Origin of the sequence: Paraburkholderia sp. D15 (assembly GCF_029910215.1) — a bacterium.
Taxonomy (GTDB): Bacteria; Pseudomonadota; Gammaproteobacteria; order Burkholderiales; family Burkholderiaceae; genus Paraburkholderia.
This window is the reverse complement of the sequence record NZ_CP110396.1, coordinates 3,039,402-3,056,624: the sequence shown is the minus strand read 5'-3', so window position 1 is coordinate 3,056,624 and position 17,223 is coordinate 3,039,402. Positions and strand designations below refer to the sequence as shown.

At 65.4% G+C, this 17,223-nt stretch carries 14 protein-coding genes; 6 read left to right on the top strand and 8 right to left on the bottom strand.

All coding sequences use genetic code 11. The features are described 5' to 3' along the window. Window positions 1–26 precede the first annotated feature (26 nt). From LFL96_RS33400 to LFL96_RS33390, 3 genes are all read right to left on the bottom strand, one after another. Complete coding sequence (locus LFL96_RS33400) at window positions 27–350, bottom strand: LysR family transcriptional regulator (protein ID WP_348638437.1); 324 nt, start codon at window positions 348–350, stop codon at window positions 27–29. Between the two features lie 137 nt (window positions 351–487). After that, window positions 488–1,111, bottom strand: a complete 624-nt coding sequence (locus LFL96_RS33395) for a nitrogen fixation protein NifQ (RefSeq protein WP_281002163.1) — start codon at window positions 1,109–1,111, stop codon at window positions 488–490. A gap of 51 nt (window positions 1,112–1,162) precedes the next feature. Next, window positions 1,163–1,651 carry a molybdopterin-dependent oxidoreductase gene (locus LFL96_RS33390; protein WP_281002162.1) on the bottom strand — a complete coding sequence of 163 codons (489 nt, stop codon included), beginning with the start codon at window positions 1,649–1,651 and terminating at the stop codon, window positions 1,163–1,165. 243 nt (window positions 1,652–1,894) lie between these two features. Between LFL96_RS33390 and LFL96_RS33385 the strand changes: the two genes are divergently transcribed. The 3 genes from LFL96_RS33385 to LFL96_RS33375 all read left to right on the top strand — a co-directional run bounded on the left by LFL96_RS33385 (window position 1,895) and on the right by LFL96_RS33375 (window position 5,723). After that, window positions 1,895–2,818 carry a hypothetical protein gene (locus LFL96_RS33385; RefSeq protein WP_281002161.1) on the top strand — a complete coding sequence of 308 codons (924 nt, stop codon included), beginning with the start codon at window positions 1,895–1,897 and terminating at the stop codon, window positions 2,816–2,818. Between the two features lie 114 nt (window positions 2,819–2,932). Beyond that, the gene (locus tag LFL96_RS33380) at window positions 2,933–3,814 is read left to right on the top strand and encodes an extracellular solute-binding protein (RefSeq protein WP_281002160.1); all 882 of its coding nucleotides are present in this window, start codon (window positions 2,933–2,935) and stop codon (window positions 3,812–3,814) included. Window positions 3,815–3,818: 4 nt separating this feature from the next. Continuing rightward, window positions 3,819–5,723 (top strand): ATP-binding cassette domain-containing protein, encoded by a 1,905-nt coding sequence (locus LFL96_RS33375; RefSeq protein ID WP_281002159.1) that lies wholly within the window; start codon window positions 3,819–3,821, stop codon window positions 5,721–5,723. Here LFL96_RS33375 and LFL96_RS33370 read toward each other — a convergent pair. The 3 genes from LFL96_RS33370 to LFL96_RS33360 all read right to left on the bottom strand — a co-directional run bounded on the left by LFL96_RS33370 (window position 5,720) and on the right by LFL96_RS33360 (window position 8,838). Then, window positions 5,720–7,162, bottom strand: coding sequence for a nicotinate phosphoribosyltransferase (locus tag LFL96_RS33370; protein ID WP_281002158.1), 1,443 nt, complete (start codon window positions 7,160–7,162; stop codon window positions 5,720–5,722). The genes LFL96_RS33375 and LFL96_RS33370 overlap by 4 nt on opposite strands. A gap of 148 nt (window positions 7,163–7,310) precedes the next feature. Further along, window positions 7,311–8,513 carry an AAA family ATPase gene (locus LFL96_RS33365; protein ID WP_281002157.1) on the bottom strand — a complete coding sequence of 401 codons (1,203 nt, stop codon included), beginning with the start codon at window positions 8,511–8,513 and terminating at the stop codon, window positions 7,311–7,313. A gap of 73 nt (window positions 8,514–8,586) precedes the next feature. Beyond that, window positions 8,587–8,838 carry a hypothetical protein gene (locus LFL96_RS33360; RefSeq protein WP_281002156.1) on the bottom strand — a complete coding sequence of 84 codons (252 nt, stop codon included), beginning with the start codon at window positions 8,836–8,838 and terminating at the stop codon, window positions 8,587–8,589. Window positions 8,839–10,119: 1,281 nt separating this feature from the next. On the opposite strand from LFL96_RS33360, the gene LFL96_RS33355 reads away from it, so the two are divergent. From LFL96_RS33355 to LFL96_RS33345, 3 genes are all read left to right on the top strand, one after another. Beyond that, window positions 10,120–11,562 (top strand): sigma-54 dependent transcriptional regulator, encoded by a 1,443-nt coding sequence (locus LFL96_RS33355; RefSeq protein ID WP_281002155.1) that lies wholly within the window; start codon window positions 10,120–10,122, stop codon window positions 11,560–11,562. A gap of 105 nt (window positions 11,563–11,667) precedes the next feature. After that, window positions 11,668–11,997 carry an NIPSNAP family protein gene (locus LFL96_RS33350; RefSeq protein WP_281002154.1) on the top strand — a complete coding sequence of 110 codons (330 nt, stop codon included), beginning with the start codon at window positions 11,668–11,670 and terminating at the stop codon, window positions 11,995–11,997. Window positions 11,998–12,480: 483 nt separating this feature from the next. Further along, entirely contained in the window at window positions 12,481–15,357 is a 2,877-nt protein-coding gene (locus LFL96_RS33345) for a mechanosensitive ion channel domain-containing protein (protein ID WP_281002153.1), read from the top strand. On the opposite strand, the gene LFL96_RS33340 is transcribed toward LFL96_RS33345, so the two are convergent. Beyond that, entirely contained in the window at window positions 15,296–16,159 is an 864-nt protein-coding gene (locus LFL96_RS33340; RefSeq protein WP_281002152.1) for an alpha/beta hydrolase, read from the bottom strand. The two genes, LFL96_RS33345 and LFL96_RS33340, sit on opposite strands and share 62 nt — an antisense overlap. Before the next feature lie 217 nt (window positions 16,160–16,376). Then, window positions 16,377–17,066 (bottom strand): hypothetical protein, encoded by a 690-nt coding sequence (locus LFL96_RS33335; RefSeq protein ID WP_281002151.1) that lies wholly within the window; start codon window positions 17,064–17,066, stop codon window positions 16,377–16,379. Between the last annotated feature and the right edge of the window lie 157 nt (window positions 17,067–17,223).

Genomic DNA, 17,223 nt, shown 5'->3' with positions numbered 1-17,223 from the left:
CTAACGCTGACGCCACGCCAAACCGCTCAAGTCCGGATCAGACGCGTCAACTCGGCGATCTGCTTCGCGCAACTGCGTTGCGCCTCCTCCTCGACGTCCCGATACAGCCGCACGATGGTTTCGCCGACCGGCGTCAGCGTGCAGCCGCCGCCGCTCGGACCGCCCTGCTCCGAATGCGTGGCGGGCGACTTCAACGAGCGGTTCAGTTCGTCGATCAGCAGCCATGCGCGCCGGTACGACATGTCGAGGCTGCGCGCGGCCGCCGAGATCGAACCGAATTCCCGCACGGCTTCGAGCAGCTCGACTTTGCCCGGTCCGAGCGCGACGGTGCCGGCGGTACGGATACGCATTCTGAAGCGCACTTCGGGGCGCGTCTTCGCCGTTTTTTTCGCGGCGGAAGGTGGGGTTTTTGCGGTGTCGGCCATGCGCGAGAGCATACACGAACGGCCTTGCGCTGCCACCCCGGCCGGCGGCGAACAGCCAGGGTTCAGACGGGATGCGCGAAGCAGAAACCGTAGTCTTCGCAGCCCGGACAACCCGGCGCGGGGCCGGGCGCTAACCCGAGCGACAACGCGCGTTGTGCGGCGAGAAATTTCTTCCAGCGCAGATTGTCGACGTTGCGTTCGACGAGCGCCGGGAAGTAGCGCGTGAGCATCCACGTGACGTCGTCGCGGCCACGCAGGCCGAGGTCGCGCCACAAGTGATCCGGCCGTAGACAGGCGTGTGCGACGATCGTCGCGAGACAGTGGGCGTCGGCGGCATCGACCTCGGGGTTGGCCTCGGCGAGCAGCAACGCGTGGAGCGTGCCGACGAAGGCAGCGTGCTCGCTGGTGAGAACAGCGGGCGGCAGCGTGAGCCGCGTCGTCCCGGCCGGGCTTTTTCGCGCGAAGTGCCTCGCCGTCAGCCCTTGCCATGCCGCTTGCGACAGCCCCAGCAACGCGAGTTCGTGCCGAGCGTCGCGCGCGGCGATGAGCTTGGCGAACAACTGCGTATCGGCCGATGCGGGGTCGGTCGCGCAGGCAAGCCATTGCGCGGCGCAGACGGCCACCTCGTCGCCAGACGGGACACCCGCGGCACCCGCAACACCCACGGCAAGCAAATTGTCAGACATGGTATCGACGCACGAAAAGATAGCGCCTCATGGTACGCCCGCTGGCCAGCCTCACCCCAACGCCGTCAGCACATGCGCCTCGATCCGCGCGAGCCGCTTCACATGCCGCGGCGCCGGCAGGATGTCCGAGCCGGAGAACAGGATCGGCGCGCCGTCTTCGGCATCGAGCGCGCGGCCGCCGCATTCGTAAGCCACCAGCACGTTCTCGCCGACCGGCGTATTGAACAGCTCGTGCCACGAAAACGTCACCACGTAGCCGTCTTGTCCCACCGCGACGAACACCGTGCGCTTGAACTCGCCCGGCACGGAATTGGGCAGGCCCGCTTCTTCGATCAGCGTGGTCAGCCGCACGCCGCGATACGGTTCGACGCTGCGGATAAAGCGGTTCGTCGTATAGCAACGCAGGTCGAACGGCGTGGCCAGCACGCTATCGTAGCGACGCAACCGGTCGAGATCGATCCGCAGCGCGCGCTGGAATCGTCCGTTCAAAACGAGCGCGCCGTCGACGGCGGCCGCGGCAATCGCATTCACACTATCCATTCGCGCTTATCTCCAGAATCGGCAGCCAGGCGGCCTGTTCATTCGTTATGTCCGTGTGTATATTACGCGGCGGCGGCGGCTTGCGCGTCAATCCGCGCCGCGACTTCATGAATACGCACTATATCGCCGCACGTATCGGGCTTTTTTACGGCGGCGGCCTGATTCGATAACAACCATCACAACAATCGGCGCGCGCGTTGCAACCGCTCGCGGCTCGTGCCCGCCCGCCGTCCAGGAGATCTCATGCGCCTCTCGTCTTCACTGCATCGCACCACGCGTCTTGCCGCCGTCACGCTCGGACTGATCGCCGCGCTCGCCGGTTGCGGCGGCGACAACGTCAATTTCGTGCCGCAGCGCATCGCGGTCAATGCGGCGCCGAACGGCATCGCGGTGCGCGCGGCCGACGGCGCGGTCTTCATCACCGACGATCAAACCAACAGCGTGCTGGCCGCCACCGACACCCGCACCTTCTCGACCTACGCGAGCGTGCCGACGGTCGCCGGCCAGGCGAACAGCCTGAGCCAGCTGAGTTTCGCCGATGCGAACACGCTGCTGATCGAACGCTTCGGTTTCGGCACGGCCAGCGCGATTTTCGGCATCACCGGCGCCAATGCGATCGCGCAATTCAGCGGTCCCGATCCGACCCGCCGCCGTCTCGGCCTGATCGCGATCGGCTCGAACCGTCTGCTGTCCACGTGGTTCGTCAAGAACGGCAGCAATCCGCCGCAAGGCGCGCTGAGCCTGATCACCTACGATCCGGTCGCGCACACGGCCGTGGAACGCGATCTGCTGACGGGCCTCGGCAAACCGGTCGGCATCGCGGTGTCGGGCGACAACGTGTACGTGTCGGACCAGGCCAACAACGACATTGTCAAGGCGAGCCTCAGCGCGTTGCTCAATGCCTCGCAAGCGGTGGCGGCGAACGGCGCGTTCGTGCAGATCAACGCACCGGACCTGATGGCCGTCGACGCGAACGGCACGCTCTACACCAAGTGCAACGCCACTGGCCTGTGCCGGATCGCGGCGGACGGCACCATCAGCGTGCTTGCAAACGACTTTCAGGACGCCCGCGGCGTCGCCGTCGACGCGCCGCGCGGCCTGCTGTACGCGATCGACCGCGCGGCAACCGGCGGCACGAGCTACGTGCGCACGTTCCAGCTTCACTGAGCGCCCACGCGCTTTACCGGGCGCCGCATTGCATCGCGCCATCGACGCCATCCGTGCACCACGGCGCGATGGCGTCGTAATATAGCGCTCTTAATAACGTATCGGGGTTTTCGCATGATTCGCAAGCTGCTTGCTTCCTTCGTGGTCGTCGCCGGTGTCGTGACGGCCTCGCCCGCCTTCGCCGACGACAGCAATACCGTCAACGTGCTGTACGCCGGATCGCTCGTCAACCTGATGGAACGCAGCGTCGGCCCCGCGTTCGAGAAAGCCACCGGCCAGCAGTTCCGCGGCTATGCGGCGGGCTCGAACAAGATCGCCAACGAGATCAAGGGCAAGCTGCGGCGCGGCGACGTGTTCATCAGCGCGAGCCCGAAAGTCAACCAGAGCCTGATGGGTGCAGCCAACGGCGACCACGTCACCTGGTATGTGAATTTCGCGGAATCGCCGTTGATGATCGGCTACAACCCGCAGAGCAAGTTCGCCGCGGCATTCAAGAGCAAACGCTGGGATCAGGTGCTGCAGGAGCCGGGCATCCGCATCGGCCGCACCGATCCGAAGCTCGATCCGAAGGGTGCGTTCACGGTCGAGATGATGACGAAGGCGGCCGACCTCTACCATCAGCCGGATCTGGTCGAGAAGACGCTCGGCGCGCCGGAGAATCCCGCCCAGGTGCTGCCTGAGGAAACGCTGGTAGGCCGCCTGCAATCGGGCCAGCTCGACGCCGGCTTCTTCTACTCGACCGAGACCTCCGATCTGAAGATCCCCGCGATCCGTCCGGCGCCCGAGTTGCAAGCCAAGGCCAGCTACACGCTGACCATCCTCTCGGACGCGCCGAACCGCACCGGCGCGAGCAGCTTCGTCGACTTTCTGCTGAGCGAGAAAGGCCGCGCGCTGCTGAAGGAGCATGGCGTCGACGTGATCAAACCGACCGTGACCGGCAACGTGCAAGGCATGCCGCCCTCGGTGCAAGCGGTGATCGACGCCAACGCGCAGTAAGCCGGTGCCTCGCTCGAACGCGCGGCCGCTGCTGTGGCTCGCCGCGCTGCTGGCCGTCTATCTGTGCGCGCCGTTCGTCGCGAGCGTGCCGCAACTCGGCGCGGCGGATTGGGCGAATGTCGACTGGGCCGCCACGTGGTCGGCGGTCGCCGTGTCGGCGGGCAGCGCGAGCGTCGCCTCGCTCGTGATTCTGCTGGGCGGCGTACCGCTCGGCTATTTTCTGGCGCGTTCCACCTCGCGCAAGGTCGCGCTGCTCGGCTTCGTCGTGCAGTTGCCGCTCGCGTTGCCGCCGCTCACCAGCGGCGTGCTGCTGCTGTTTCTACTCGGTCCGTATAGCTGGGTCGGTCGCGTGACCGGCGGCGCGCTCACCGATTCGTTCACCGGCATCGTGCTGGCCGAAACCTTCGTGGCCGCGCCGTTCCTCATCATCGCCGCGAAGTCCGCGTTCGCCGCCGTCGACCCCGTGCTCGACGATGTCGCCGCGACGCTCGGTCATCGCGCGGGCAGCCGTTTCTTCCGCGTGATGCTGCCGGTCGCGTGGCCGGCGATCCGCGCGGGACTCGCGCTCGCGTGGCTGCGCGCGTTCGGCGAATTCGGCGCGACCGTGATGGTCGCCTATCACCCGTACTCGCTGCCGGTCTACACCTATGTGGTCTTCGGCGGCCAGGGCCTGCCCGCGATGATGCCCTTGCTGCTGCCCACGCTCGCCATCGCGATTCTGTGCGCGGTGTTGTCGATCTACAGTCTTCGGCAAGGCACCGCGCGCGAACAGACGGAGCACGGCGACGACGCGCTGGAACCCGTGCCGCAACCCGAAGCGGCAAACCGCGAGGCCACCGCCGATCTGCGCCTCGCGTTTCATCTGCGCCGTCGGCTAGGCGCCTTCACGCTCGACCTCGCGTGGCAACCGGTCACGCGACGCCTCGCGATCATCGGGCCGTCGGGTTCCGGTAAATCGCTCGCGCTGCGGTTGATCGCGGGGCTCGACTCGAATGCGTCGAGCACCGTGCAGCTCGGTGGCAAGGCGCTGCATGCGCTGCCGCCCGAGCGTCGTCAGATCGGCTACATGCCGCAGGACTACGGCCTGTTTCCGCACATGAACGTGGCGCGCCAGCTCAGCTTTCCCGTCGATGCCGACGCGGCCAGCGCGCGCTATTGGCTCGATCATCTGGGTCTCACGCAACTGGTTGGACGGCTGCCGCGCCAACTGTCGTTCGGTCAGCGTCAGCGGGTCGCGCTCGCGCGCGCGCTGACGCGGCATAGCGAGCTGCTGCTGTTCGACGAACCGTTCGCCGCGCTCGATACGCCGCGACGGCGCCGCTTGCAGCAGTCGCTGCGCGCGTTGCAGCGCGAGATCGCGGCCGTGACGATCATCGTCACGCACGATCCCGACGAGGCTGCGCTGCTCGCCGACGAAGTGCTGGTGGTCGAACAGGGCCGCGTACTGCAGGCGGGTCCGATCGACGCGGTGTTCGAACGGCCCGCGTCGATGCGGGTGGCGAGCCTGCTCGGTCTGCACAATGTCGGCGAGGGAACGATGACGAGCACGACACGCTTGCAGATCAATTCGCAGTTGTCGATCGATATCGATGCCGGTGTTAGCGCAAACGCAGAGGCATCCGTAGACTCAAACGGCTCAGGCGCGAACCTGCATGCAGGCGAAGCAGTCATGTGGCGCGTGTCGTCGCACGCCGTGACGATTTCGGCGGACGGCGCCCATCACGGCGTCATTGAAGCGGTGGAATTGCGGCGCGGCGAGCGCTACGTTCGCGTGAACGTGGCGGGCGTCTCCTTCGATCTGCCCGGCGAAGACGCGGCCCCGAGCATGACGCTGCGCGAAGGCGCCCCCTGCCGCATCGACATCGAGGCGAGCGGCGTGACGGCGTGGCGGGCAGCCGACGCCGCTTAAGCCTCGTGCGCGTGCGCGCGGCCACGAATCTCGGTCAGCGATACGTCGCTCATCAGCCTGCCCGATTCGAACACCGTCACCAGCGCGTCTTCCCAGTCGCTTTCCGCCATGCCGTCGTGCCAGGCGAGCGGCAAGGTGACCGTGCGGTATTCACCGGTATGGCGATGGCGCAGCAAGGTGAGGCGCCCCTTCATCGAGCGTTTGCCGGCGTCCGTGACCGGGTCCTTGCGCACGTCGTGCCACGTGTCGCCGAGACGGATGGCCGAGCACTTCATCGCGAAGCGCTGCGTATCGCGATTGATCTGCTGCAACAACGCGCCGCCCATGCCGAACACGAGGTTATCCGCCGCGAAACCCGCTTCGTCGATCGCCGCGAGAATCGCCGCGATCGAGTCCGGGTTCACGCCGTCGCCCTGAATCACGCGCACGTTGTTCAGCAGGCGACGGCCTTTGCCGTTCACCGTCGAACCGAACGATGCGTCGAGCGCGCGCAGGGTTTGCAGCACGATGGTCTGCGGATCGCCGGAGTCCGGCCGGATCACCAATGTGCCGCCCGAATCGAGCACCGCCTGTTTCAACTCGCCGCCCCAGGTGTCGAGCGCGGCGAACAGATCGTAGGAATCGGACACCACCGACACGATCGCGCCCGGCTTGCCGAACTGCTCGATCATGTTGCGGAACGCGTCGGCTTCGCGCGCGCGGCCCCACGACGTGATCGTGCTGTGCTCGGCCGCCGGCACGGAAAAGGCGGCCATCGTCTCGTTGTAGTAGCGGTTCGCGGCGACCACGCCGAGCACCGTATCCGAACCCATGAAACTGACCAGATGCGCGGCGCCGCCGATCGCCGCCGACTCCGCGCTCGACACGCCGCGCGCGCCGAAGTCGTGCAGCTTGAACGGCAATTGCGCGAGATCGTCGCTGCTCTTTTCGAGGGCGGCGCGCAACGTCTGCCGCAGATGCCAGCTTTGCGTCGCGACCGTGACCGGATACCAGACGCGCAGCAGCATGGTCTCCAGATACGAGGCGAGCCAGAACACCTGCGGGTCGTCGCATTCGACGGTGACCAGCACGTTGTGCGTCGGCACCACCGAGCCCTCCGGCACCGCGCGGATCCGCACCGGCAGATAGCCGCCGCATTGCTCGACCACGTAGCGCCAGCCGGCTTCGTTGAACGGTTCGCCGTGCGCGGTGAAGAACGCCTTCGCCTCGTCGATCATGGCGGGCGTGATGGGCTTGCACAGATACGACTTGATCAGCATCTGCAGGCCGAAGAACAGCGTGCGCTCATAGCGTCCGCCGCGCGACTCGATGTAGGAAAACATCGCCGATGCGCCGGGCGGATATTGCAGATAGTGCGAGGCCTTGTACGAGTCCGTGTTGAGCAGCGGATTCGACAGGATCGACGCGATGTCGTTAAAGCCGTGACTGACGTTGTGCATGAGCGAAGCGGCGCGTGCGAGGCGCCTTCGAAAGTGAGCGGACGGGTGGCGTTCTTTTTACCATAGACCGTTAGCACGCCGCTCGACCTTCGCACACGCTTCGTTCGATCGCCGTCCGCTGCCATGCGCGACCTTCAATGGCCGCCCTTCAATGCCCCGGCTTCAATTGCGGCGGCACGTTCGGCCGCGATGGAAACAGCCGGCCAAGCACGCCCTTGCGACGCTCGACGAGCGGCGGCCACAGCATGTCGGCAAGCAGTCTGATGCCTTGCGCGAGCGCGCTGTCGCGCGCCGCCGTGACGACCGGCACGCCGCGGCTGAGCGCGTCGCTGGTGAGCTGGTCGTCGCGCGGCAGTTGATGCGCGACCTTCGCGCCAAGGGTTTTTTCGAGCGTGGTCAGATTGATCTGCGCGTTCTTGTCGTACTGGTTCACGATCACGCGCACCTTGCTCGACGGATAGCCCAGCTCGCGAAAAATATCGAGCATGCGCCGGCCGCCGTGCAGATAAAGCGGGTTCTGCCGCACCACCATGCAGATCGAGTCGCTGCGATTGAGCGCATGGATCGTCATCGGATTGAGGCTTTGGCCGACGTCGATCAGGATCGCGTCGTAGCGCTCGCGCACCAGCAGCAGAATGCGCTCCAGTTGCGAGGGCAACAGTTCGGCGGCCTTCAACGGGTCGCCCGCGCCGGCCAGCACGTCGAGATTCGCGTGAACATGCATCAGGCAGGATTCGAGCAACGCGGCGTCGAGCCGGCCGATCTGCGAGCAGAGGTCGGCGAGCGTGGTCGGCGGCGGTTTGTCGGCGAGCAGCAGGCTCGCATCGGCGAATTGCTGGCTCAGGTCGATCAGCAGCACGCGGCGATGGCGCAAGGTCGCGAGCGAATACGCGAGGTTCACGGCGAGCAGCGTGGTGCCGCTGCCGCCCTTCGACGATGCCAGCGACACCACCCGTCCCGCGCGACGGCTACGGGCGTTCTTGCGTGCATGAATCTGCAGCAGCGCGCTGATGATCTCGCTGGTCTCGACCGGCCAGGCCAGCACGTGCCGCACGCCGACGCGCATCGCCGCGCCGAGCAAGGCGGTCGACGGCTCGGGCGTGATCAGCATGCAGTGCAGCGCGGGCGTGCAGGCCAGCACTTCTTCCACACCCTCGAGTTCGCGGGCGTTCAATTCGATGTCGTCGACGATCAGCATGTCGGCGGACTTGATGGCGCGCGCATGGTCCTGCAGGCGCCGCGCGGTGCCGTAGACGACGCGCAGCCGGTGCGGCACGCGGCTTTCCTCGAGTCGCGCGGCGATCTGCGGCGCGCGCTCGGCGCTGGATGAAATCAGCAAGATGTCGATCATGTCGGGTCTCCGCCGTGCGTGGGCCGTTCGGCTGGCGAGGCCGCGTCGATCTCGATCGACGTCCGGTTCCGGTTTATTCGTCGTCGGCGTCGAACGAGTCGTCGTCCGTGCCGCGGTCTTCGTGTCGTCGCGGCGCCGCCGGGATGTCGTACAGCGCCTCGCGGTAGGCGTCGCGCCGGATTTCGGCTTGCGCCTTGCGCTTCTGCTGGTCGGCGATCACCAGCGTCAGCAGGTCGGGCGGCGGCGCGGCGAACAGCGCGCGCGGCGCATCCGGCAGGCGCCGCCAGGCGACGCCATCGATTGGCTTGTTGATCAGCGTTTTCATGACAACCCCCGAGTGATGAACCGCATGACGGCCGATGCTCATGCACGACCGCGCCACGACTGAATGCGCAACCCTCATTCACCGAGAACCGTGTCCGCCACCACGCGGACACGGCACCCAGCTCACCTCGTACAGTGGTCTCTCTTAAGGAGACTCAAGGCCATGGCTCCCCGCCTCTTCGCGCCGGCTGGTCGCTACCGTGCGCTGCTTCCCCGTCGCTACCCTTTTCTTCTGCTGTTCCTGCGTGCTTATGGTCTTGTGTTCTTGTGTTCTTGTGTTCTTGTGTTCTTGTGTTGCTTCGCGTTGTCCGGTCGTCGAACGGCCGGTACAGGTACCGGCCGTTCGCGCCGTTTTTTTGACATTCGCCCTTCATTGGCCCCGCCCACTTCCCTCATAAGACACATTGGATTCCCCGCCTGTGCTTACGATGCCTTGCCGCCGGTCTCTGTCCTTCCACGACTGCCGTTCCTCCCTGGCTGAGACCTGTCGTCGGCAAACTCTGTTGAGCCCTGTATTGCAACGGCTATGCCATGCACGCTCAAAGCCTTGTCGCACGGTGTTTTTTGTTGCGTTGCACCGTGCCGGGGCCGGCCGATACGTGCCGGTTGATTCGGATTCGACACGCAAGGCGATGCGTCGTCGGTGCGCTCGGCCACCATGCGCCAGCGACCGGTCGTCCGGCAGATCCGCGCGCGCTCCTGCCAGCCAAGGGATTGCGCCGGTCGCCGGTCAAATGTGCCGACGCGCCGGCGCGCGAAGTGACGGCCCCAGGCGCTTGCCCAACCTGTCGCAAGCTTGAGACGCCATGCGCGGCGAATGCCCTGGCTGTCTCAGCGCGCGGCAGCCGGCCAATGCGAGGAATTACGCCGTTATGTGGGATCTCCCGCACAGGCAGGATTGACCGATGATTATTGAATACGCACGAGCCGGTCGAAAACCGGCAAAGCAAAGCCCAGCGGCGCCTGCGCGCCCGCCGATTTACTTCTTAATCCATAATTGTTTGTATGGCGCTTCAAGGCGGTTTCGCTTATGGTTAAGCCATGCGCCGCCTAGAGCGCCTTGTAGCAGGCCAGCGAGGCCAACAGCGGTTGTCATGGGTCGTCGTAAGTCGTCGTGTTTCGGGGATGAGTGAACCGGCCGGGTTTCAGCAATGAACTGCTGATCCGCCATCCGTCCGGGATGTCGCAAGTCGCGGTTCGCGCCGCCCGTTCATGCCGTTGCCATGTCCATGCCAGCAGGTTGGAGAGCAGTTCTGAGAGCAGCATCGAACCGGGGAGAAACATGACTGCGACCGCCACGCCTGTCGACGCCGAGCGCACCGTCCTCTACGTGTCGAACGCGCCCGATCACAAACTCGCCGACTTTCTCGCGGCGTCCGGCTGGCAAGCCGTGCATGCGAAGAGCACGGCGGGCGCCGAACGGCTGATCGAACGCGGCAACATCAAGGTCGGGCTTGTCGAGCTGCCCAACGAATGCACGTCGCAGCATCTGTCCGCGCTGGCCACCTGCATGCGGCGCGTCGAAACCAACTGGGTCGCCCAGATCGCGCCGGGCCAGGCGGAAAACGAACTGGTCAGCCGCTTCATCCTCGACTATTGCTTCGACTTCGTGACCCGGCCGTGGCTCAACGAACGGCTGATCTTCGCGCTCGGTCATGCGCATGGACTCTCCAGTCTGCGGCAAACGCGGGTCATGCCCGAGCCGTCGCTCGGCCGTCACGGCATGGTCGGCCAGTGCGAGGCGATGCAGCAGCTTTATCGCCGCATCGACAAATGCGGGGTCACCGATGCGCCGGTGTTCGTCGCTGGCGAATCGGGCACCGGCAAGGAACTCACCGCGCGGGCCATCCACGAACGCTCGCCGCGTGCGGGCCGCGCGTTCGTCGCGATCAATTGCGCGGCGATTCCGCCGAGCCTGCTGCAGGCCGAACTGTTCGGCCATGAACGCGGCGCGTTCACCGGCGCGCTGCAACGCAAGATCGGCCGGATCGAAGGGGCGCACGAGGGCACGCTGTTCCTCGACGAAATCGGCGACATGCCGCATGAATGCCAGGCGGTGCTGCTGCGTTTTCTGCAGGAAGGCACGATCGAGCGTTTGGGCGGTAGCGGTCCGATCCACGTCGACGTGCGCGTGATTTCGGCGACCCACGTCGATCTGGACAAGGCGGTGGAAGACGGCCGCTTCCGCTCCGACCTGTATCACCGTCTGTGCGTGCTGCGTCTGATCGAGCCGCCGCTGCGCGAGCGCGGCGGCGACATCAAGCTGCTCGCCAACTACGCGCTCAGCATGTACAAGCAGGACGGCGCGCGCAAACTGCGCGGCCTGTCGAGCGATGCGATCGTCGCGATGTCGAACTATCCGTGGCCGGGCAACGTGCGCGAGTTGATCAACTGCGTGCGGCGCGCGGTGGTGATGAGCGAGGGCCGCTTCATCACCGCGAGCGATCTCGGTCTGCCGGAAGCCGATAACGGTCCGGCGGTGACGCTCGCGGAAATCCGCAGCAAGGCGGAGAAGGATGCGATCGAACACGCGTTGCAGCGGCACGGCTACAAACTCTCCGAGGCGGCCGCGGAACTGGGGATTTCGCGCGCCACGCTGTACCGGTTGATGCATGCGAACCGGCTGCACCAGGAACCGGCGGCGGGCCGCGCGTCGAGCGCGGGTGGCGCGGGCGGCGCGGATGCCGACGACGAGGCCGAGCGGCAGGCTTCCTCGCTGGTGTGAACGGGGATCGACGGTTCAGGACGCGGTGAAACGTCGCCGTGACGGGGCACGCGATACTGAGGTCATCGCAGTTCGGACCACCGTCACCGCCCCGGGAGCCTGCCCATGACGATTACCTGTTTTATCCGCTATCAGATCGATCCGTTCCAACGCGACGCCTTCGACGAATACGCGCGCAACTGGGGGCGCATTATCCCGCGCTGCGGCGGGCATCTGGTCGGCTACTTCCTGCCGCATGAAGGCACCAACGATATCGCGTGGGGTTTGATCGCGTTCGACAGCCTCGCGGCTTACGAAGCCTATCGCGCGAGATTGCGCGCCGATCCCGAAGCGCGCGGCAATTTCCAGCGCGCGCAGACGAAGCGCTTCATTCTGAGTGAAGAGCGGACGTTCACCGAAGTGGTCGAGGGGACGTTGGGGGTGCCGGCGGTTTGACGCCGCTGGTTTGACACCGCTGGTTTGAAACGGCCTGTTCGACGTATGCCGGTTTGACGCCGCTGGACGCAGGCCGGCGAGCCATCAGACGCGTTTGCTCGTTGCTCAAGTTCAAGTCGCCGCTGCTGGTGCGCGACACCGTCCCCCTTCCACGCCGCCTCTCCCGCCCTCCCAAACGCGTTATCAAGCTCGGGTTCAGGCAGGTTTTTTGCTGCCCGTGCTAGCCTGTCGCCTGTTTGCGGTCTGCCCGCTCCGTGCGTGACGGCCGCGCTTCCGGCGTTTTTCCGGCGTTTTTCCGACGTTTTTCCGGCCCGCGCGCGGCATGCCCGAAGCTGGCACCGCCACGAACCGCGCGGAACTTGTCTGACCTGAACCGTGTCGGTTCAGGGTTGCACCGCCGATCCGGTCCTCGTATGCCGCCGCCGCAGCCATCCGCCCACGCGGGTGTCGCTGCGTTTGTACCTGGCCCCCGCTTTACACCCTATGCGCAAATTACTCCACGTCTGGTTACTCTTCGTTTTCCTTCTCGGCGCGTCGCCGGTCTTTGCGGCCGCCGCCGCTAACACCGCGCCACACGCCGCCCCCGCGTCCACCACGGCCGTCACGCTGACGCCTGATCAGGCCCGTCAGGCGCTGGCTGTCCTCAACGACCCGAAACGCCGCGCGCAAGTCTCCGATACGCTGCAAGCGATCGCCGCCGCCGGCGCGCTGAGTGCGCCGCCGGCGTCCGGCACCGCCGCGGCATCGGCCGCGACCGCTTCGTCGGCACCTGCCGCGGCAAGCGCGGCGTCGTCCGTCGCGGCCGCGTTTCAGTCCAACGGACTCGCGTCGCAACTGGTCCGCCAGGGCGCGCATTGGGCGGTTCATCTCGGCAAGTCGCTGCGGACCTCGGCAGCCGCGCTGCTCGATACCACCTCGGTGCGCGCGTGGTGGAACTGGCAGTTGAACAACCCGCAAGCGCGCGCCGTGCTGGGTCATGTCGTGTGGTCGCTGCTCGCCGCGCTGCTGCCGGCGCTCGCGCTCGAATGGCTCGTTCGCCGGCTGTTGCGCCGTGCTTACATGGCGCTTGCCGCCCGCCGCGAACTGGGCATCGGCGACGAGCCGCCACGCACCGATCTGCCGGTCGACGTCACGCCGCAACCGGCCGATGCGCCGAACGCCGCGCCGCCGCTGCCGGTTGCGCCGGTTTCGGAGGCTGAGGTCGAGGCCCAGGCAGCGGCGGCGACGGCGGCCGAGGCAACCGCAACGGCAACGACGGCCGCCGCCGCGAAAACAACGGCGACCGCCACTGCACCGGCCGCCGCAGCGGCGACAGACGCTGCCGCCGCCACCGCAACGGCAACGGCCACCAAGGGCAAGGTCGACGAAGCCAAAGGCAAACAACACGCCGCGCATCACTGGACCTTGCTGCAACGCCTGCCGCGCGGCCTGCTGACGCTGGTGCTGCGCTTCATCCCGCTGGCGGTGTTCGTCGGCGCGGCGAGCGCGCTGATCTCGATCGTCACCGATGACGGCACCCCGCAGGACCGCGCACTCGATTCGCTGATCGACATCTACGTGCTGTGCCGCGTGATCGTGATCGTCAGCGGCTTCTTTCTGCAACCGACCGCGCCGCGTCTGCGGTTATTGCGCATGAGCGATGCGTGGGCCGTGTTCGTGCAACGCTGGGTGGTGCGCATCGTCACCGTGGTCGGTATCGGCTCGGCGATCGCGGAGATCGCGCAGTCGCTCGGTCTGAACGATGCCGCGCATCTCGCGCTGATGAAGGTGGTCGCGCTCGCCGGCCACGTGATGATCTCGATCCTGATCCTGCAATGCGCGAAGCCGGTCGGCGAGCTGATCCGCAAGCGTTTCGCCGCGCGCGAATCGCTCGCGATGTTCGGCAACGCGCTCGCCGACACGTGGGCGTGGCTGTCGGTGTTCGTCGTGATGGCGCTGTGGTTCATCTGGGCGCTCGACGTGCAGAACGGTTATCACGAACTGCTGCATCTCGGCGGCATTTCGCTGGCGGTGCTGGTCGGCGCGCGGGTCATGTCGATCGTGATCTTCGGCGCGCTCGCGCGGCTCTTCAACGTGCAGGACGACGCCGAGAAATCGCTCGTGCACCGGCACGCGTACCGCTATTACCCACTGCTGCGGCGCGTCGTGTCGTGGATCATCGGCGTGGTGACCGCGCTGGCGCTGCTGCAGGTGTGGGGCGTCGACGTGATCGACCTGTTCCGCGCCGGCACCATCGGCCACCGGCTCGCGTCGGCGCTGGTGACGATCGGCGTGGCGGCGGTCGTTGCGCTGCTGGTGTGGGAGAGCGTCAACGTGTCGGTCGAACAGCGGCTGGATCGCTGGACCACGAGCGGCGACCTGGTGCGCGCCGCGCGTCTGCGCACCTTGCTGCCGATGCTGCGCAGCGCCCTCTTCTGCGCGATCGCGCTGGTGGTCGTGCTGACCGGCTTGAGCGAACTCGGTGTGAACATCGGGCCGCTGCTGGCGGGCGCGAGCATTTTCGGCGTGGCGCTCGGCTTCGGCTCGCAGAAGCTGGTGCAGGATTTCATCACCGGCATTTTCCTGTTGATGGAAAACGCGATGCAGGTCGGCGACTGGGTCACGCTTGCGGGCGTGTCGGGCACCGTCGAGTATCTGTCGATCCGCACCGTGCGTCTGCGCGGCGGCGACGGCTCGCTGTACACGGTGCCGTTCAGTTCGGTGTCGACGGTGAACAACACCAATCGCGGGCTCGGCAACGCGGCGGTGAAGGTCAATATCGCGTTCGGCGAGGACGTCGATCTGGCGATCGCGACGCTCAAGGAAATCGGCGCCGCGCTGCGCGAGGACGACAAGTACAAGGACGGCATTCTGTCCGACTTCAGCTTCTGGGGTGTGGACGGGCTGGACGGCTCGGCGGTCACGCTGGCCGGGCAGATTCAATGCCGCGACAGCGCGCGCTGGGGTGTGCAGCGCGAGTTCAATCGACGCATTCTCAACCGCTTCAGCGAGCTGGGGATTGCGATCGCGAATCCGCAGCGGCATTTGCTGACGTGGGATGCGCAGAGCGTGCCGGCGCGGATCGAGGCGGAAGGTGGTGCGGGCGGCGTGGGCGGCGTAGACGGGGTGGCGGCGTCGGCTCGAACGTCGAAGGACGCGCCGCCGGATCCGCAGGCAGGCTCGGCGCCGAGGGACGAAGCGGACGCGGCATCCCAGCCTGCGGAAGGCGCTGCTTTGCCGCGTGACACGGCATCCCCGAAAGATTCCGCCGCGGCCCGCAAAGGCGACGCGCCCGTCGACGATCAGTTGCCCGTCGATCCTAAGCCGGCCGGCGGTCCAGGAACGCCAGCAAATCCTGGTTCAACCTCTCCGCATGCGTGAAGTACAGGCCGTGACCGGCGCCTTCGTAGACCTCCAGCGAAGCGCCGGCGATCAAGCGGGCGGTCGGCCGGCCCGTCAATTCCAGCGGCGCGGATGCGTCGCGGTCGCCCTGAATGACGAGGGCCGGTAAATCCAGCCGTCTCAACTCCGCACGAAAATCGGTGATGGTCTGCACATGCGCGAGTTCGAGCATCGCCTGATGCGAGGTTTGCAGCATCATGCGGATCGTCCAGTCGAGCGGCGCGCGCGACACGCCCGGGCCGAAGTACGGCGCCGCGTTCGCTTCGATCCAGTCGGGAAACGAACGGCTCAGCGCGGCGCGGCCCTGCTCGAATAACGCGGCGTCGATGCCGTTGGGGTTGTCGGCGGTCTTCAGCAGATATGGCGTGGCCGCCGGGGCGACGAAGGCGACGCGGGCAATTCGCGCGGCGCCGTGGCGCGTCAGGTAGCGGACCGCTTCGCCGCTCGCGATCGAATGCGCGACTAGCGTGACGTCGTGTAGGTCGAGCTGGGTCAGCACGCTGTGCAGATCGTCGGCGAGCGTGTCGAAGTCGTAGCCGCGGCCCGGGTCGCTGGAGCGGCCGTGGCCGCGACGGTCGTAGGCGATGCAGCGGCAGTTCAGGCGCGACAGCGGCTCCATCTGGTACGCCCACATGTCGGTGTTCAGGGTCCAGCCGGACAGGAAGACGAGTGGCCGGCCTTGGCCCCAGTCGCGGTAGAAGAGATGCGTGTTGTCGGCGGTGCGAATGGTGTTGGGGTGGTCCGCGAGCTGGGTGGCGAGATGCGGGGTGGCTGCGTTCATGGAGGCCTCTTTACCTGAGTGGATGTCGGGTGGGGATGGCCTTACTTTGCCGTGTTGGGTGACGCAAGACGATTACGCGGGAGGTAATGCTGGAGTGGTTTTAAGGATTTCCGCGACGGTGTGTCAGAAATTCAGTCACATTCCCGAAATACCGATTCGTTCGCGCCATCACATTCGAATGTCCCGCATCGGCAATCGACGCAAGTGGCGTGCGTGCTCAATGACCCTGTTTTGCCGCTGCAGACGCGTCAGTCGTCTGCAGCCCATGTCGTCGAAGGACAATGGAAACCATAAACCACAACTGATTATTGACCTGCTGCGATAGCGTTGCCATATAGCTGACCGTATCGCTATTTCGCATCACGTCCCCCCATCTTTGCATGACGGGATCTTGCATTATCGTTATAAGATGCCTGAGTTCATCATCCGAGAAATTCGCGCTTTCCACAAAGCGCCTTGTCAGAAGAGCTTGCTCCCCGTATCCTGATTTTATTTTTTTCGAAATAACGTCATTGACATCCGCACGGACAGACTTCCATGTGTCCTCCGGAACCTCCGGATTGAATTTCCTGGATGCATCGATCAAATAGCCCGCTGTCATTTTTTCCATGGCGGCGGGATCTCCGTGCTCGGTCAACGCAGCGACTTTTTCGATCAGGGCCTCGGTGGCCGGGCTATTTTTCACGGATGCATCCGCAGATTTTCCGAGAAAGGCGAGCAGTAGAGAAGCAATAATTACCCGCGCCTGGAGCGGCACAAAATTATTTTTAGTCATATCCATCAATTTGTAATGACTCGATTTTCTCTGCAGTGACTGCAGTGGGAATCGAGGTGAAAATTTATTTCCAAGGATCCGGACAACCTTATCGACTGTACGATTTTTCGCCAGCACGTCGATAATCGACAAGATTGACCGCTCAAGCGACAATTCAAACTTATCCGCCCCTCCGACACCGCTGAAACACGGAAAACCTAGGCGAGCCGTCCGGACTGTTTCAGCCGAAAACAATATACAATTACACAAGCGATTGCTATCAGAGACAAATACGGAACGAAAGAAGTGA